Source organism: Nocardioides sp. Kera G14, assembly GCF_020715565.1.
Taxonomy (GTDB): Bacteria; Actinomycetota; Actinomycetes; order Propionibacteriales; family Nocardioidaceae; genus Nocardioides.
On record NZ_CP085839.1, the window covers coordinates 72245 to 89043 of the forward strand.

The following is a 16799-nucleotide window of genomic DNA, read 5'->3' on the forward strand; positions in this document are numbered from 1 at the left end:
GCGCCTCATCTGTCCACCAGCTCGTGGAAGTGCTGCTCGTTGCGCTCCGCCCTGCGGACGTAGGCGATCCCGAGCCCGATCAGGACCGGATAGCAGCAGCCGCCGAGGAGGATCCAGGCGAGGACGTGCGCGTGCCGGAGCGACGGGATCAGCGCGAACGCGAGGGGCAGGGCGCCGACGGTGAGGACGAGGATCGCGGTGATGCCGAGGGCCAGCCTCAGCTGCGAGCGAAGCAGGGAGCGCAGGTAGACCTCCCCGATGGGGGACTGGGCGTCGAGCTCGCTGACCACGGTCGTACGCCGACGACGAGCCGTCGCAGGCGCCGTGACCCTGACCCGTGGCGAAGGTCCGAGGTCGCTCATGAGGGCGTCTGGCGGGTGCGGCGGAGCTGCTCGCGCAGCGCGGCGGTGTGGCGCCGACTGACCGGGAGCTCGCGGCCACCGACGACGACGGAGAGCCGGCCATCGGCCTCGCGGACCTCGTCGATGCGGCCCAGAGGAACGAGGACCGAGCGGTGGATGCGGAGGAACCCTGCCTCGCGCCAGCGCTCCTCCAGCTGGCTGATCGGCAACCGGACCAGATGGGAGTCCTGGGCATCCGGGCCGGTGTGGAGGCGGGAGTAGTCGCCCTGCGCCTCGACCCAGGTGACGTCGGCACGACTGACGAGGCGGGTCACACCGCCGAGCTCGACGGCGATCACGTCCTCCGCCGGACCGAGCGCGGCGGGCGCAGCGTCGGCGAGGCGACGTACGGCCTCACGGAGGCGCTCCTCGCGGACGGGCTTGAGCAGGTAGTCGACCGCGTGCAGGTCGAAGGCCTCGATCGCATGCTCGCTGTGGGCGGTGACGAAGACGATCGCCGGAGGCTCCTTGAAGCGGCCCAGGACCGCGGCGAGGTCCAGGCCGGACAGGCCGGGCATCGCGATGTCGAGGAAGACGGCGTCGACCGCGGCGCCGCGGAGGATCTCGAGGGCCGCGGTCCCCGACGCGGCGGTGAGGACGGAAGCGATGCGGGCGTCACGCGAGAGCAGCCAGGAGAGCTCGGCGAGGTTGGGCTCCTCGTCGTCGACCACCAGGACCGTCAGGCCGCTCACGGCCGGACTCCGCTGGCGAACTTGGGTACGCGGACGGTCACCTTGGTGCCCGCCTGGGGTGCGGTCTCCACGACCAGACCGTAGTCGTCGCCGAAGGTGGAGCGCAGCCGCTCGTCGACGTTGAAGAGGCCGACGGAGTCGAGGCTCGTGTCCCCGGCAAGGACGCGACGGATCCGCTCCGGGTCCTCGCCGACGCCGTCGTCCTCGACGACGAGGAGCGCCTCGCGATCGAGATCGCGGGCGCTGATGGTGACCGTGCCGCCCTCCGGCTTGGGCGCGAGGCCGTGGCGCACGGCGTTCTCGACGAGGGGCTGCAGGGAGAGCACCGGAATCGAGATGGGAAGGGTCTCCGGCGCGATCCGCAGCTCGACGCCGAGACGGTCGCCGAAGCGCGCCTGCTCCAGGACGAGGTAGCGACGGATCGAGCCGAGCTCCTCCTCGATCGTCGTGTAGTCGCCGAGGCGGCGGAAGGAGTGCCGCGTGTAGTCGGCGAAGTCGAGCAGCAGCTCACGCGCCCGGTCTGGGTCGGTGCGGACGAAGGAGGCGATCGCGGTGAGGGAGTTGTAGACGAAGTGCGGGCTGATCTGCGCGCGGAGCGCCCGGACCTCCGCCTCCATCAGCCGGCGACGACTGGCGTCCAGTTCGCCCAACTCGAGCTGGCCGCTCGCCCACGTCGCGACCTCGTCCGTGGCGCGCGCCAGGCCGGCGCTGCTCTCAGACGCATAGGCCTGCAGCGTGCCGAGAACACGGTCGTCGGAGACCAGGGGCGTCACGATCGCTGCCCGCAGCGTGCAGCCGGGCTGGGTGCAGACGAGGTCCTTGCGGTCGAAGACCAGCGTCTCGCCACGTTCGATCGCCACCGCGGCGAGGTCGGCCGCATGGGGCGCGTGGTGGTGGGCGGCCCCGTCCCACGCCAGGAGACGGTCGGTGTCGGTCAGGGCCAGGGCCGGCGTACCGAGGAGGGTGCGGAGGTGGCGCGCGGCCTTCTCCGCCGTCGTCTCGGAGAGGCCTTCACGCAGCGCGGGAGCCGCCAAGGAGGCGGTGTGGAGGGTGCGGAAGGTGGCGCGGTCGGCTTCGGACCCCAAATGCCTCCGTCCGCGCCGCACGATGAGAGTCTTGCACCATGACGCTCGTCGGAGCTCGCGTGCAGTGGCGCACCTGGGCCAACCTCATCACCCTCGTCCGGACGGTCGCCGCCATCGTGCTCGGTGTCGTCGCCATCGGACAGGACTCGGTGGCGATGCTCGCGATCGCGTACGGCGTCTACTGGGTCGGCGACTCCGCAGACGGCAATGCGGCGCGGATCCTCAAGCAGGAGACGCGGTTCGGTGCCACCTTCGACATCCTCTCGGACCGTGCGAACTCGAGCCTGCTGCTGGTGGGACTGCTCGGCATGCACCACGAGTTCGCGTGGCCGCTGGGCATCTACTTCTGCCAGTTCATGGTGATCGACCTGCTGCTCACCCTGAGCTTCCTGTACTGGCCGCTGGTATCGCCGAACCACTTCTACCGCGTCGACCGCACGGTCTACACGTGGAACTGGTCGGTGCCGGCCAAGACCGCCAACACCACCCTGCTCATCCTCCTGCTGCTGGCGAGCGACCAGTGGGGGCTGCCCGTCTGGGTGGTCTCGGTGGTCGCCGTCCTGCAGCTCGTGGTGAAGGTCGTCTCGGCCAGGCGCGTGTACGGGCTCATCACCGAGCTCGAGCGCAGTGAGGCCCTGGAGAGGGTCAGTGCGTGAAATCCTGATCGCGTGCCTCATCGCGGTGGGCACGGGGTGGGCCTCGGCCGTCATCCCGGTGATCAACGCGGAGGCCCTGGCGCTGGCGGGTGGTGCGGTCACCTCCGTCCACGGCGCGATCTTCGTGACACTGGCCCTCGCGATCGGCACGGTCTTCGGTAAGTGCACGCTCTTCCTCGGCGTCCGCACCGGCAAGAACGCCGTCGCACGCAAGCGCGCGATGGAGGCCGAGGAGGAGATCGAGCATCGGGACAAGGACGCGCCGCGCGGTCGGTGGGCCAAGCTCCGTGACCTCTTGATGGAGAACCTCGACCACCCGTGGCGCGGCCCGCTCGTGGTCTTCATCGGCGGCTCGGTCGGCATCCCGCCGCTCTTCATCACCGCCTCCGTGGCCGGTCTGTCGCAGATGCGGATCGTGCCGTTCGCGATCGCGGTCTTCACCGGCCGCTGGATCCGCTTCCTCGTGATCGCGATCCCGGCGGCCCTCGCCTTCCATCACTGAGGCGGCCCAGCCTCTCGCGTGACCTGAGTCACATGTGTAAAGATCCGGCTCATGGCACTCGGGAACCATGAACCCTCGTCGACTCCTCCCTCGAGCGGCGCGCGGACGGCGAAGCTGATCGCCGCCGGCGTCCTGATCCTCATTCCGATCGTGGCGCTGCTCGCGGTGCCGACGTACGCGAAGGACAGCCCGCGGCTGTGGGGCTTCCCCTTCTTCTTCTGGTACCAGTTCCTCTGGGTCTTCATCTGCTCCGGGATGACGTACGCCGCCTACCGGCTCGTCCTCTCCGCCAACCGTGAGAGGGCCGGCCGATGAGCGGGTCCGTGCCGCAGGTCCTGCCGCTGACCGCGGATCACGGCGTCAACGGCGCGGCTCTCACCGTCCTGATCGTGCTCTTCGCGCTCGTGACCGTCGCCGGCTTCATGGCGACGCGCTGGCGCCGGCCCGCGTCGATGGACTCCCTCGAGGAGTGGGGCCTGGGTGGCCGCTCGTTCGGCACGGTCGTCACGTGGTTCCTGTTGGGCGGCGACCTCTACACGGCCTACACGTTCGTCGCCGTCCCGGCCGCGATGTTCGCGACCGGCGCGGTCGCGGGCTTCTTCGCCGTGCCCTACACGATCATCCTCTACCCGATCGTCTTCGTCTTCATGGCGCGACTGTGGTCGGTGAGCCACCGCCACGGCTATGTCACGACCGCCGACTTCGTCCGCGGCCGGTACGACGCCCGCCCGCTCTCCCTCGCCGTCGCGGTCACCGGCTTCCTGGCCACCATGCCCTACATCGCGCTGCAGCTCGTCGGCATCCAGGCGGTCCTCGAGGTCGCCGGCCTGGGCGGCGGCGGCAACTGGTTCGTCAAGGACCTGCCCCTCTTCGTGGCCTTCGCGCTGCTCGCGGCCTACACCTACACCGCCGGGCTGCGCGCGCCCGCCGTGATCGCGGTGGTCAAGGACCTGCTGATCTACCTGGTCATCATCGTCGCGGTGATCTACCTGCCCCACCACGTCGGCGGCTGGTCGCACATCTTCGACTCGGCGCAGCAGAAGATGTCCACTGCCAATCCGGCGACGGGCAAGCCGGCCGGCACGTTCTTCTCGGTCGACGGGACGCACTGGGCCTATGCGACGCTGGCGCTCGGCTCGGCCCTCGCACTCTTCATGTATCCGCACTCGGTGACGGCCTCGCTGTCGTCCAAGAGCCGGAACACCGTCCGTCGCAATGCGGCCATCCTGCCGGCGTACTCCTTCCTGCTGGGCCTGCTCGCGCTGCTCGGCTGGGTGGCGATCGCGGCCGGCACGAAGCCGATCGGCCTCGACGGCAAGCCCAACGCCCAGCTCGTGATCCCGCAGCTCTTCGAGGACATGTTCCCGTCGTGGTTCTCCGGCGTCGCCTTCGCCGCGATCGCGATCGGTGCGCTCGTCCCGGCCGCGATCATGTCGATCGCCGCGGCCAACACGTTCAGCCGCAACATCTACAAGGAGTGGCTGAAGCCGAACGCGACCGTGACCGAGGAGGCGAAGGTCTCCAAGCTGATGTCACTGATCGTCAAGGTCTTCGCGCTCGGCTTCGTGCTGACGATGGACAAGCAGAACGCTCTGAACTTCCAACTGCTCGGCGGCATCTGGATCCTGCAGATCTTCCCGTCGGTGGTCTTCAGCCTCTACACCCGCTGGTTCCACCGCTGGGCGCTGCTCGCCGGCTGGGCGGTCGCGATGGTCTACGGCACGATCGCCGCCTACCGCGTGATCAACCCGACCACCGGCGGCCACTTCGGCGGCTCGCTCGCGGAGATCCCGGGCATCGGCGACATGGGCTACATCGCGCTCACGTCCTTCGTGCTCAACGTCGTCGTCGCAGTCGTGGGCTCGGCCATCCTCAACGCCGTCCACGTCTCCAACGGCGTCGATGCCACGTCGGTCGGCGACTACCACGCCGACGCCGGTGACCCGCGGGTCGACGAGGACCTCGCCGCGCACGCCGCGATCGACGACCCCTTCATCGACCCCGAGGGGGCGGTACGCCGGCCGTCGCCGTAAGTGAGCCCGTGAGGTCCGTGAGGCCGTGAGGGGAACGTGACGCACACCTGACGCCGCCATATCTGGGGTGTCACGCAGCGCGCTGAGGGTGGTCACCATGACCACCGTGCTGAACACCCCGACGGCCGAGGACACGCCGGCCAAGAAGCACCTGCTGACCAACTGGCGACCCGAGGACCCCGAGTTCTGGGAGTCGACCGGCCGTACGATCGCCCGCCGCAACCTGACGTGGTCGATCTTCTCCGAGCACCTCGGCTTCTCCGTCTGGGTGATCTGGAGCGTCTCCTCGGCGTTCCTGCTCTCCCAGGGCTTCAGCTTCACGCCGAAGCAGCTCTTCTTCCTCGTCGCGATCCCGAACCTCGTGGGCTCGCTGCTGCGGGTGCCCTACACGTTCGCCGTGCCGAAGTTCGGGGGTCGGACGTGGACGATGATCTCGGCCGGGCTGCTGCTCGTCCCGACGCTGTTGTTCGCGTATGCGGTCACGCAGCCGGGGACGCCGTACTGGGCCTTCTGCCTCATCGCCGCGACGGCCGGTCTCGGTGGCGGCAACTTCGCCTCGTCGATGGCCAACATCAACTTCTTCTACCCCGCCAAGGAGAAGGGCAAGGCGCTCGGCATGAACGCCGCCGGCGGCAACATCGGCGTCGCGCTCATCCAGTTCCTGCTACCCGTCATCGTCGGTGGCGCGGGCATCTTCGGCCTGGTCAAGGCCTCGGCCGGTGGCATCCACCTCGAGCGTGCCGCCTTCCTGTACGCCGCCCTCGCGGTGTGCGGCGTGATCGGTGCCTTCTTCTTCATGGACGACATCGAGGGCATCGAGTCGCATCCTCGCGAGCAGCTCGCTGTGCTGAAGCACCGCCACGTTCAGGTGCTCTCACTGCTGTACGTCGGCACCTTCGGCTCCTTCATCGGCTACTCGTCGGCCATGCCGCTGCTGATCAAGGTCAACTTCTGGCGCCAGCCCGTCCCTGCTGTGGTGGGGATCGGGATCAACTTCGCCTTCTACGCCTTCCTCGGCGCTTTGGTCGGCTCGCTCGCCCGACCGCTCGGTGGCTGGCTCGCCGACAAGTACGGTGGCGGCAGGATCAGCCTCGCCTGCTTCGTCGGCATGATCGCCTCGACGCTCGGCATCCTCTTCTCGCTCTCGAAGTTGCAGACGCTGCCACCGGCGCCCACAGGTGACGCGCTCGCCAAGATCGCCGCCGATCCGAAGGCCTTCACGTTCCCGCAGGCTGCGGTCGACGCGGTGGCCAACAACCACGACGTCTTCCCGCTCTTCCTGGCCCTGTTCATCTGCCTCTTCTTCTTCAGCGGTGCAGGCAACGGGTCGCTCTACAAGATCATTCCTGCCGTCTTCCGCAACGAGGCGATCGACTCGACCGGCCAAGGCACGCCTGAGCGGGAGCTCTCACTGATCACCGCGGCCAAGAAGGCGTCGGCCTCCGCCGGCCTGATCGGTGCCATCGGTGCCATCGGTGGCTTCCTGATCCCGATCACCTTCAACAGCCCGTGGGTCACCGACCCGCTGGCTGCGACGAAGTCGGCGTTCTGGATCTTCACCGCCTTCTACGTGCTCTGCGCGGTCGTCACCTGGGCGTTCTACGTCCGCAGGAACGGCAAGCACGCGGGCATCTGAGCCTGCCGGTTTCTTTACCCGGAGGGAGTGGCTTCGGCCGCTCCCTCCGGGTGATTTTGTATGCCCGTACCACCGATAGCCCTTGCGTTCGATTGCTCGAACAGATAAGGTAGGCGCATGTCGCAAGCTGTAGACGCCGGATCCACCGAGAACATCCTCGGCCCCAGCAGCGGCATGCCCATCGACAACCCCCTCGCCATGATCGCCCTCACCAAACACTCCGCGAACATGGCCGAAATCGCCTCGCTGTTGCACACCCTCGACTGGACCCAGCAGCACCAGACCAACGACCCCGCGCACGCAGCCTCCGGTGACCGTGTCCACGACATCCCCCTGGCCGGCGACGGCACACCCTGGATCGACGAATCCGCCCTCATGGACCTCGCCGCCGAGACCGGCATGAACGACCACCAGGCACGCTCCTGGGTCGGTGATGCGCTGGAGCTCCACCACCGGTTGCCGAAACTCTTCTTCCGCCTCTACGACGAACAACTCCCCGTCTGGAAAGCACGCCTCGTCGCCCAGGCGAGCCGCGTCCTCACCGCCGAGGGTGCCGCGTGGCTCGACAAAGAACTGCACATGCGGTTCGAGAAGATCGGCCCCACCGCGTTGAAGCGGTTCATCGCCCATGCCATCGACCGCTTCGACCCCACAGAGGCAGCCAGGCGCGCCGACGCAGCCGCCGAGAACCGCAAGATCAACCTCCACCCCCAAGACCACGGCACCACCGACGTATTCGGATCCATGGACACCGCCGACGGCCTCGACCTCGAAGCAGCCCTCCAACAAGCCGCCGCCGACCTCAAGGAGCAAGGCTCCGACGAGTCGTTGGACGTCCGCCGCTCGAAGGCACTCGGTGTGATCGCCCGCCACTACCTCGCAGGCACGACGGCCGGTGCCGTCACACGGACCGTGAACCTCTACGTCCACGCCGACAGCCAGGGGCAGTTCACCACCGAAGGCGGCACCGGCCTCACCACCCTCACCCAGGTCCGCGAGTGGTGCACCGCCTCCAACACCAAGATGGCCGTCCGCCCCGTGATCGACCTCAACACCAACCTCCGGCGCGCCGGCTACGCCCCCAGCGAGACCCTGCGCGAGCAGGCGATCCTGATCGACAAGACGTGCGTGGCGCCGAACTGCGAACGCAACGCCCGGTCAGCCGATCTGGATCACATCGAGCCCTATGACAAAGATCATCCGGACCGCGGCGGACCCACATCGTCGGAGAACCTCGGCTGCCTGTGCCGGTACCACCACCGGATGAAGACCTTCACCGACTGGACCTACACCAAACTCGAACCCGGCTACTACCTTTGGCGATCTCCTGAAGGCAGGCACTACCTACGCACACCGGCGGGCACGAACACGCTCCGGTGAGGCTGTGAGGAGTCGGTGACGGTCCGGAGACCCATCGCTAACCCGCGCCGTCGATGGCGAGGCGAGGATGGGGTCGATGGTTGACACACACTGCCCCTACTGCTCGCTCCAGTGCGGGATGTCCCTGCAGCGCAAGGGCCTCGCGCTGGAGGTGGCGGCGCGGCCGGACTTCCCCGTCAACGAGGGGGCGCTGTGTCGGAAGGGCTGGACCGCCGCTGGTCTTCGCGGGTCGCGCGAGCGGATCACCTCGCCAATGGTGCGCTCGCGTTCGACGGGTGAGTGGAGTGCAGCGTCATGGGACGAGGCGCTCGACCTGATCGCGGACCGCCTTATGACGTTGAGGTCTGAGCACGGCGCTGATGCCAACGCGATCTTCGGTGGCGGTGGTCTGACCAACGAGAAGGCCTACCAGCTCGGCAAGTTCGCCCGCATTGCACTGGGCACGGCGATGATCGACTACAACGGCCGTTGGTGCATGTCGTCCGCGGCGTCGGCGGGCAACCAGGCCTTCGGCGTGGACCGCGGCCTGCCCTTCCCCCTGGCCGACGTCGAGCAGGCGGATGTCGTGGTGCTCGTCGGCTCCAACCTCGCCGAGACGATGCCACCGGCCGCGCGGCACCTCGACCGCCTCCGGGAGCGTGGCGGCAAGGTCGTGGTCATCGACCCTCGTCGTACGCCGACCGGCGACCGTGCCGACCTCTTCCTGCAACCCGTGCCGGGCACGGATCTCCCACTGGCACTGGGGATACTCCACTTGATCGACGCTGCAGGAGGGGTTGACGAGGCCTATGTCGCCTCCCGGGCTGTGGGGTTCGACGAGGCCCGCACGGCCGCCGCTGAGTGGTGGGAGGAACGCGTCGAGCGGGTCACCGGCATCCTCGCCTCGGAGGTGCGCCAGCTCGCCGAGCTGATGATGTCGTCGAAACGCGTGATGGTGCTGACCGCCCGCGGTGCCGAGCAGCATGCCGACGGCACGGCCACCGTGCTGGCCTGGATCAACGTCGTGCTCGCCCTGGGGCTCCCCGGGAGGCCGTACGCCGGCTACGGCTGCCTCACCGGCCAGGGCAACGGACAGGGTGGTCGCGAGCACGGCCAGAAGGCCGACCAGCTTCCCGGTTACCGGATGATCGACGATCCCGCGGCACGCGCGCATGTCGCCTCGGTGTGGGGCGTCGCGCCGGAATCCCTTCCCGGCAAGGGGTTGTCGGCCTACGAGCTGCTCTCCGCGCTGGGCACCGAGCAGGGCCCGAAGTCGCTGATGGTCTTCGGCTCGAACCCGGTCGTCTCCGCCCCGAACGCCCTCGCCGTGACGGAGCGGCTGCAGGCGCTCGACCTGTTGGTGGTCGCGGACATCGTCATGTCAGAGACCGCGGCACTCGCTGACGTCGTACTCCCGATCACGCAGTGGGCCGAGGAGAGCGGCACGATGACGAACCTCGAAGGGCGGATCATCCTTCGCCAGAAGGCGATCACACCCCCGGCGGGGGTGAGGTCCGACCTCGACATCATGGCCGGCCTGGCCGAGAGGCTGAAGGCGCCGGGTGCCTGGTCGGTCGAGCCGGAGGTGGTCTTCGACGAGCTCCGGTTGGCGAGCAAGGGCGGCAAGGCCGACTACAGCGGCGTCACCTACGACCGGATCCGCACGGAGAACGGCCTCTTCTGGCCGGTCCCGACGCTTGATGACGGGGACCATCCCGGCACCGAGCGGCTCTTCGCCGAGTCGTTCTTCCACGCCGACGGTCGCGCCCGCTTCGTGCCGGTCGAGTGGCACGGCGTCGCTGAGGAGATCGACGCCGACTTCCCGCTCCACCTGACGACCGGCCGCGTCCTGTCGCAGTACCAGTCGGGCGCCCAGACCCGCCGGATCCGCGACCTCCCCGACGAGGGCGCCTTCGTCGAGCTCCACCCGATGCTCGCCCTGCGCCTCGGCGCGCATGACGGCGAGCCCCTCACGCTCAGCACGAGACGCGGCACGATGCAGGCACCCGCCAAGATCGTCGACACCATCCGCCCAGACACGATCTTCGTCCCCTTCCACTGGATCGGCGCCAACAAGCTCACCCTCGACACCCTCGACCCCAGCTCCCGCATGCCCGAGTTCAAGGTCTGCGCGGCTGCTGTGAGGGCGTGAGCAGAAAGTGACACACCCCTGACACCTACGGGTCGGGAGTGTTACGACGGCCGCACACCATGGAGTTGTGACTGAGCGGATCGTGATCGTGGGCAACGGCATGGCTGCCGTGCGCCTTGCGGAGCGGTTGGTCTCGAGGCGCGACGCGAGCCGGCGCGACCTGCAGATCACTGTCGTGGGGGACGAGCCGCACGCGCCGTACAACCGGATCCTGCTCAGCGCCGTGCTGGAGGGGACGCACCGGCCCGAGGCGATCACGCTGCGCAACGGCAACTGGTTCGCGGCCCACGGGATCGACCTACGACTCGGCATGCGGGTGGTCGACATCCACCGTGACCGCAAGGTGATCGAGCTCGCCGACCGCAGCGAGATTCCCTACGACAAGCTCGTCCTCGCCACCGGTGCGATCCCCACACTGCCGCCGATCCGCGGGCTGGTGCAGCGCGACGGCAACCTGCACCCGAAGGTGCACGCGTTCCGCAGCCTCGACGACTGCGGCCGACTCCTCGCTGAGGTTTCGACAAGCTCAACCAACAGGGGACCTCAGACGGCGATCGTCATCGGCGGCGGCCTGCTCGGCCTGCAGGTCGCGCGTGCCCTCTCCATCCGCGGACTTCGAGTCGAGATCATCGAGGGCGCCGAGTCGCTGCTCCACTCCCACGTCGACGAGGCCGCCGGCGCCGTGCTCAAGCGCAGCCTCACGAAGCTCGGCACCGAGGTCTACACCGGTGCGCGAGCCATCCGGATCGACGACAACGGCCTCCAGCTCGACAACGGCTTCACGCTCGACGCGGACCTCTTCGTCCTCACCGCCGGCGGTCGTCCGAGCGTCAACCTCGCCCGCCGCGCCGGCCTCGAGATCCGCCGGGGCATCGTCATCGACGACACCTTGGCAACGACGGATGAAGACATCTTCGCCATCGGCGACTGTGCGCAGCACGACGGTCGGACGACCGGCTTCGTCCCGCCGGCCTGGGAGCAGGCCGCGATCCTTGCGGCGAGGCTCACCGGCGGCGAGAAGCAGTACGACGGCCACCGGATCGTCGCGCGCCTCCGCGCCACCGACCTCGACGTCGCCGTCCTCGGCGACCCGCAGCACGCCGCGACGGAGCCCGGCGCCGAGGTCGTCAAGGTCTCCAACCCGATCAAGGGCACCCACAAGCTCCTCGTCCTCGACGACGGCGTGATCACCGCCGCCACGCTCGTCGGCGACCTCTCCCAGGTCGGCCTGATCACCCAGGCGTTCGACCGCGGAACCCGGCTCGCGGAGGGCGAGCCGGGACTCCTTCTCACGGGTCCCCGCAGCATCGCGGGGTCTTCGGACGCGTCGCCGGTGCAGTCGTTGCCCGACGACGCCGAGATCTGTGCCTGCGCCGGTGTCAGTGCCGGCCGGATCCGGGCCTGCTCCTCGCTCGACGACGCGCGTGAGCAGACCCGAGCGACCACCGGGTGCGGCGGGTGCCGCTCGGTCGTCGAGCAACTCCTCGCCCCCGCACGAGTGAAAGAGATCGCGTGATGAGCCCTGAGTACCGCAAGCGCATCGTCGTCATCGGACACGGCATGGTCGGACACCGCTTCGTCCAGGCCGCCATCGAGCGTGGTCTGACCGAGACCCACGACATCGTCATCCTCGGGGAGGAGCCGCGGCCGGCGTACGACCGCGTCGCGCTCACCTCGTGGTTCGAGGTCGGCGACAAGGCCCTCTCCTTCCTTCCCGAGGGGGAGTACGACGACCCGCGTGTCTCCTTGAGGCTCAACGCCGAAGTGGTCGCCATCAGCCCGAGGCACCGCATCGTGACGCTGGCCAACGGTGAGGACCTCTCCTACGACGAGCTCGTGATGGCCACCGGTGCGGCGCCGTTCGTGCCGCCCGTGCCGGGCCGCGAGCTGGGGAACGTCTTCGTCTACCGCACGATCGACGACCTCGACGCCATCCGTAAGGCAGCGCGCAAGGCCAGGACGGGTGCGGTCATCGGTGGTGGCCTCCTCGGCCTCGAGGCCGCGAATGCCCTGCACCAGCTGGGTCTTGAGACTCACGTCGTGGAGCTCGCGCCGCGGCTGATGGCCGTCCAGGTCGACGACACCGGCGGCAGGACGCTGACCCGGCACATCGAGAAGCTCGGCATCACCACCCACACCGGAGCGATGACCGAGGCGATCCTCGCTGACAGGTCGGGCACGCGGGTCGGCAGCCTGGCGCTCAAGGACCGCAACGCCCTCGACGTCGACATCGTCGTCTTCTCTGCCGGCATCCGGCCGCGTGACGCCCTCGCCCGCGCCGCCGACCTTCAGGTGGCCGAGCGCGGCGGCATCCTCGTCGACGAGCAGTGCCGCACGATCTCCGACGAGCACATCTGGGCGATCGGTGAGTGCGCCGCACCCGGCGGTGTGATGTACGGCCTGGTCGCTCCCGGCTACTCGATGGCCGAGGTCGCGGTCGACGCACTGGTCCGGGGTGGCGACACGGAGGCCGCCTTCACCGGCGCCGACATGTCCACGAAGCTCAAGCTTCTCGGCGTCGACGTCGCCTCCTTCGGTGACGCCCACGGCACCACGCCCGACTCGCTCGAGCTCGTCTTCCACGACGCCGTGGCCGGCATCTACAAGAAGCTCGTCGTCACGGAGAACTCCGACGGTTCCTACCGTCTGCTCGGCGGCGTGCTGGTCGGCGACGCGTCGGCGTACGGCCTCCTGCGTCCCATGGTCTCCAGTGGCCTCGCGCTGCCGGAGAACCCCGAGGAGCTGATCCTGCCCGCCTCCACCGGAGCCGGCGCCCACATCGAGCTGCCCGACGAGGCGCAGGTCTGCTCCTGCAACGACGTCAGCAAGGGCGACATCAAGCACGCTGTCGACAACGGCTGCGAGACCGCCGGTGATGTCACCCGTGAGACCAAGGCCGGCGCCACGTGCGGCTCCTGCAAGGTCCAGGTCAAGAAGATCGTCGAGGACCACTTCGCGGCGCAGGGCAAGACGGTCGACAAGAGCCTCTGCCAGCACTTCCCCATCACTCGTGCCGAGCTCTTCGACGTCGTGCTCATCCACGGCTACACGACCTTCGACCAGATCATCGAGGCGCACGGCCGCGGCCGCGGCTGCGACATCTGCAAGCCCACCGTCGCCTCGATCCTCGCGAGCCAGCTCAACGGGCACGTCCTCGCCCGCGAGAACCGGACGCTGCAGGACACCAACGACTTCGCGCTCGCCAACATGCAGCGCAACGGCACTTACTCCGTCGTCCCGCGCATCCCGGGCGGCGAGATCACGCCGGAGAAGCTGATCGTCATCGGTGAGGTCGCGCGCGACTTCGGGCTCTACACGAAGATCACCGGCGGGCAGCGGATCGACCTCTTCGGCGCGCGCCTCGAGCAGCTTCCCCTTATTTGGCGGCGGTTGGTCGATGCGGGCATGGAGTCCGGCCACGCCTACGGCAAGTCGCTGCGCACGGTGAAGTCCTGCGTCGGCTCGACCTGGTGCCGGTACGGCGTCCAGGACTCGGTCGGCCTCGCCATCATGCTCGAGCTCCGCTACCGCGGGCTGCGCAGCCCGCACAAGCTCAAGGGCGGCGTCTCCGGGTGTGCCCGCGAGTGCGCCGAGGCGCGCGGCAAGGACTTCGGCGTCATCGCCACGGAGAAGGGCTGGAACCTGTACGTCGGCGGCAACGGTGGCGCCATCCCGGCCCACGCGCAGCTGCTGGCGGGCGACCTCTCCACCGAGGAGCTTGTGCGCTATCTCGACCGGTTCCTCATGTACTACATCCGCACCGGCGACCGACTCCAGCGCACCTCCACCTGGATCGACTCCCTCGACGGTGGCCTCGACCGGGTGCGTGAGGTCGTCATCGACGATGCGTTGGGTCTCGGGTCCGAGCTCGAGGCGGCGATGGCGCAGCACGTCGACTCCTACTTCGACGAGTGGGCCGCCACCCTCGAGGACCCCGACAAGCTGCGTCGCTTCGTCTCCTTCGTCAACGCGACCGAGACGCCCGACCCCTCGATCTCCTTCGGCACGCTGCGGGACCAGATCGTCCCCGTCGACTCCGACGGCCAGGTGAACCTCGGCACCGCGATTCCCGTCGGAGCCCCCGCCGGCTTCGTCGGCGCACCGGCAGGAGCAGAGCGATGACCTCGGTCTGCCCGGTCGAGGCGATCGATCCCGAGTCGGGCGTCGCCGCGCTCGTCGGGGGCGAGGCGGTCGCCGTCTTCCGGACGAAGGACGACCACTTCTACGCCATCTCCAACTACGATCCGTTCGGTCGCGCCTCAGTCCTGTCGCGCGGCATCGTCGGGACACGCACCGTGGGTGATGAGGAGGTGCCCTTCGTGGCTTCGCCGCTGCTCAAGCAGGCCTTCGACCTGCGTACGGGCGTCTGCCTGGACGACCCGGCGGTCACCGTGCCGACGTACGACGTCGTGGTGAGCGACGGCCTCGTGCTGGTCGGAGACAGAGTTGGCTGATCGCCCCCTCGAGGGCTTCCGGATCGGCGTGACCGCAGCCCGCAAGGCGGAGGAACAGGTCGCGCTGCTGGAGCGCCGCGGAGCGTCGGTGGTGTGCGCGCCGGCGCTGTCGATGGACCCCAACCGGGTCGACGATGCCGCACTCCGGGAGAGCACCGAGGAGGTGCTCGGCCAGCGGGTCGACATGCTCCTGGTGACGACGGGGATCGGCATGAAGGCGTGGTTCGCGAAGGCCGAGGAGTGGGGCCTCGCCGAGCGCCTGACCGCCCATCTCAACGAGGCCGAGATCCTCGCCCGCGGCCCCAAGTCGGTCGGCGCACTGCGTCGTTTCGGCCTGCGCGAGCTGTGGGCGCCGTCATCCGAATCCTTCGACGACGTCCTCGAGCACCTGCGCGGCCGCGACCTGACCGGCAAGCGGATCGTGGTGCAGGAGCACGGCCAGTCGCTCTCGATGGTCGCGCACGCGCTGCGGCGCCAAGGTGCCGAGGTCGTCTCCGTCGTCGTCTACCGGGTCGAGCCCGCTGCGGACCCCGGGCCGATGTTCGGGCTCGTCGAGCTGATCGCCGGCCGTGAGCTCGACGCCGTCACCTTCACCTCCGCGCCCGCGATCGCCGCGCTGATGCAGGTCGCCGGCTCGATGGGCCTGCGCGACGAGGTCGTCGCGGCCTTCCAGGCCGACGTGGTCGCCTCCTGCGTGGGGCCGGTCGCAGCGGCCGCCTTCGACCTGTGGGGCGTACCGACGATCTGGCCCCCCGACCGTTATCGCCTGGTGGCGATGGTCAACCAGCTGGAGGCCGAGCTGCCCTCACGTCGCGCCGGCCTCTCCATCGAGCTCCTCGGCGGCCATCAGCTGCTGCTCCACGGCGAGGAGGTGCTGCTCGACGGCGCCGAGGTGAAGCTCTCCGCCGCACCACTCGCCGTGCTCAACGCGCTGGTCGCCAACCCCGGCAACGTGGTCTCCCGGCCTGCCCTGCTGGCGATGCTGCCCAGCGGGACGGCCGGCTCCGAGCACGCCGTCGAGATGGCGGTGGCCCGCCTCCGCTCCGCTCTCGGGACGCGGGCGATCCAGACGGTGGTGAAGCGCGGCTACCGGTTGGCCGTGGCGCCGTGACCCAGCTCATCACCGTCGCCCACGGCACCCGGCATGCGACCGGCAACCAGATCGCGTCGGAGCTTGCCCGGCTGGCGGGCGAGCGGCTCGCGATGGAGTCGACGTCGTCGTACGTCGAGCTCTGCGCGCCTCTCTTCGCGGATGTGATGGCGGGCGCGTCCGGGGATGTGGTCGCGGTGCCGCTGCTGCTCTCGCGCGGCTATCACGTGGCCGTCGACCTCCCGGCGGCGGTTCTCGCGGCAGGAAACACCGGACTCGACGGCAGGAAAGCCCGGACTCGGCGGGAGGAAAGCCCCGATTCGGTGGTGCTGGCGCCGCCGCTCGGACCGCACCCGCTCCTGGCCCGCGCCCAGGCGTCACGCCTGATCGAGGCCGGCGCCACGCCCGGGGAGTCGGTGGTGATGATCGCCGCCGGCTCGCGTGACCCGCGTGCGGCCGAGGACCTCGCTGTCGCCGCCGACCTGCTCACCGGGATCTGGGGCGCTCGCGTTCGGGTCGCCGTGCTCAGCGGTGAGGGCGGCCGTCCGGCCGAGGTGATCGAGCCCGGCGACGTCGTCTCCACCTACCTGCTCAGCCCCGGTCACTTCGCCACCCGCGCCGCCGAGGAGGCCCGTGCCTCCGGTGCCACCATCGTCGCCGACGTGCTCGGTGTGCACCCGCTCGTCGTCGAGCTCATCTGCGAGCGGGCGACCAAGGCCCAGCCAGTGAGGTTGTGAGA

The 16799-nt window shown here is 69.2% G+C and carries 15 protein-coding genes; 12 read left to right on the forward strand and 3 right to left on the reverse strand.

All coding sequences use genetic code 11. The features are described from left to right. Positions 1 to 5: 5 nt before the first annotated feature. From LH076_RS00360 to LH076_RS00370, 3 genes are read right to left on the reverse strand one after another with little or no spacing between them, the layout of a single operon-like run. Positions 6 to 362 carry a hypothetical protein gene (locus tag LH076_RS00360; protein ID WP_227781992.1) on the reverse strand — a complete coding sequence of 119 codons (357 nt, stop codon included), beginning with the start codon at positions 360 to 362 and terminating at the stop codon, positions 6 to 8. Next, positions 359 to 1093 carry a LytR/AlgR family response regulator transcription factor gene (locus LH076_RS00365; protein WP_227781993.1) on the reverse strand — a complete coding sequence of 245 codons (735 nt, stop codon included), beginning with the start codon at positions 1091 to 1093 and terminating at the stop codon, positions 359 to 361. The genes LH076_RS00360 and LH076_RS00365 overlap by 4 nt, the downstream gene beginning before the upstream one ends. Further along, on the reverse strand, positions 1090 to 2178 hold the full coding sequence (locus LH076_RS00370) for a sensor histidine kinase (RefSeq protein WP_227781994.1): 1089 nt from the start codon (positions 2176 to 2178) through the stop codon (positions 1090 to 1092). Before LH076_RS00370 ends, LH076_RS00365 begins: the two co-directional genes overlap by 4 nt. A 38-nt stretch (positions 2179 to 2216) precedes the next feature. On the opposite strand from LH076_RS00370, the gene LH076_RS00375 reads away from it, so the two are divergent. The 12 genes from LH076_RS00375 (at position 2217) to LH076_RS00430 (ending at position 16797) form a co-directional block, all read left to right on the forward strand. Then, a complete protein-coding gene (locus LH076_RS00375; RefSeq protein ID WP_227781995.1) occupies positions 2217 to 2834 on the forward strand; it encodes a CDP-alcohol phosphatidyltransferase family protein in 618 nt (205 codons plus the stop codon). Then, positions 2827 to 3336 (forward strand): VTT domain-containing protein, encoded by a 510-nt coding sequence (locus LH076_RS00380; RefSeq protein WP_227781996.1) that lies wholly within the window; start codon positions 2827 to 2829, stop codon positions 3334 to 3336. The genes LH076_RS00375 and LH076_RS00380 overlap by 8 nt, the downstream gene beginning before the upstream one ends. A 51-nt stretch (positions 3337 to 3387) precedes the next feature. After that, positions 3388 to 3651, forward strand: coding sequence for a DUF3311 domain-containing protein (locus LH076_RS00385; protein WP_227781997.1), 264 nt, complete (start codon positions 3388 to 3390; stop codon positions 3649 to 3651). Continuing rightward, positions 3648 to 5369 carry a monocarboxylate uptake permease MctP gene (gene mctP, locus LH076_RS00390; protein WP_321573721.1) on the forward strand — a complete coding sequence of 574 codons (1722 nt, stop codon included), beginning with the start codon at positions 3648 to 3650 and terminating at the stop codon, positions 5367 to 5369. The genes LH076_RS00385 and mctP overlap by 4 nt, the downstream gene beginning before the upstream one ends. A gap of 97 nt (positions 5370 to 5466) precedes the next feature. Continuing rightward, positions 5467 to 7005: an MFS transporter gene (locus tag LH076_RS00395; RefSeq protein ID WP_227781998.1), complete on the forward strand. Its 1539-nt coding sequence runs from the start codon at positions 5467 to 5469 to the stop codon at positions 7003 to 7005. A 117-nt stretch (positions 7006 to 7122) separates the two neighbouring features. Next, positions 7123 to 8385 carry an HNH endonuclease signature motif containing protein gene (locus LH076_RS00400; protein WP_227781999.1) on the forward strand — a complete coding sequence of 421 codons (1263 nt, stop codon included), beginning with the start codon at positions 7123 to 7125 and terminating at the stop codon, positions 8383 to 8385. Positions 8386 to 8461: 76 nt separating this feature from the next. Continuing rightward, the gene (locus tag LH076_RS00405; RefSeq protein ID WP_227782000.1) at positions 8462 to 10516 is read left to right on the forward strand and encodes a molybdopterin oxidoreductase family protein; all 2055 of its coding nucleotides are present in this window, start codon (positions 8462 to 8464) and stop codon (positions 10514 to 10516) included. A 67-nt stretch (positions 10517 to 10583) separates the two neighbouring features. Beyond that, the gene (locus LH076_RS00410; RefSeq protein ID WP_227782001.1) at positions 10584 to 12032 is read left to right on the forward strand and encodes an FAD-dependent oxidoreductase; all 1449 of its coding nucleotides are present in this window, start codon (positions 10584 to 10586) and stop codon (positions 12030 to 12032) included. Beyond that, complete coding sequence (nirB, locus tag LH076_RS00415) at positions 12032 to 14638, forward strand: nitrite reductase large subunit NirB (protein WP_227782002.1); 2607 nt, start codon at positions 12032 to 12034, stop codon at positions 14636 to 14638. Before LH076_RS00410 ends, nirB begins: the two co-directional genes overlap by 1 nt. Continuing rightward, positions 14635 to 14970, forward strand: coding sequence for a nitrite reductase small subunit NirD (gene nirD / locus LH076_RS00420; RefSeq protein WP_227782003.1), 336 nt, complete (start codon positions 14635 to 14637; stop codon positions 14968 to 14970). Before nirB ends, nirD begins: the two co-directional genes overlap by 4 nt. Next, a complete protein-coding gene (locus LH076_RS00425) occupies positions 14963 to 16081 on the forward strand; it encodes a uroporphyrinogen-III synthase (RefSeq protein ID WP_227782004.1) in 1119 nt (372 codons plus the stop codon). The genes nirD and LH076_RS00425 overlap by 8 nt, the downstream gene beginning before the upstream one ends. Continuing rightward, entirely contained in the window at positions 16078 to 16797 is a 720-nt protein-coding gene (locus LH076_RS00430; protein ID WP_227782005.1) for a sirohydrochlorin chelatase, read from the forward strand. Before LH076_RS00425 ends, LH076_RS00430 begins: the two co-directional genes overlap by 4 nt. Positions 16798 to 16799: the final 2 nt, after the last annotated feature.

Coding starts and splice junctions, on each gene's coding strand:
- LH076_RS00360 (WP_227781992.1), bottom strand. CDS start 362: ATGAGCGACCTCGGACCTTCGCCACGGGTCAGGGTCACGGCGCCTGCG.
- LH076_RS00375 (WP_227781995.1), top strand. CDS start 2,217: ATGACGCTCGTCGGAGCTCGCGTGCAGTGGCGCACCTGGGCCAACCTC.
- LH076_RS00385 (WP_227781997.1), top strand. CDS start 3,388: ATGGCACTCGGGAACCATGAACCCTCGTCGACTCCTCCCTCGAGCGGC.
- mctP (WP_321573721.1), top strand. CDS start 3,648: ATGAGCGGGTCCGTGCCGCAGGTCCTGCCGCTGACCGCGGATCACGGC.
- LH076_RS00395 (WP_227781998.1), top strand. CDS start 5,467: ATGACCACCGTGCTGAACACCCCGACGGCCGAGGACACGCCGGCCAAG.
- LH076_RS00400 (WP_227781999.1), top strand. CDS start 7,123: ATGTCGCAAGCTGTAGACGCCGGATCCACCGAGAACATCCTCGGCCCC.
- LH076_RS00405 (WP_227782000.1), top strand. CDS start 8,462: ATGGTTGACACACACTGCCCCTACTGCTCGCTCCAGTGCGGGATGTCC.
- nirB (WP_227782002.1), top strand. CDS start 12,032: ATGAGCCCTGAGTACCGCAAGCGCATCGTCGTCATCGGACACGGCATG.
- nirD (WP_227782003.1), top strand. CDS start 14,635: ATGACCTCGGTCTGCCCGGTCGAGGCGATCGATCCCGAGTCGGGCGTC.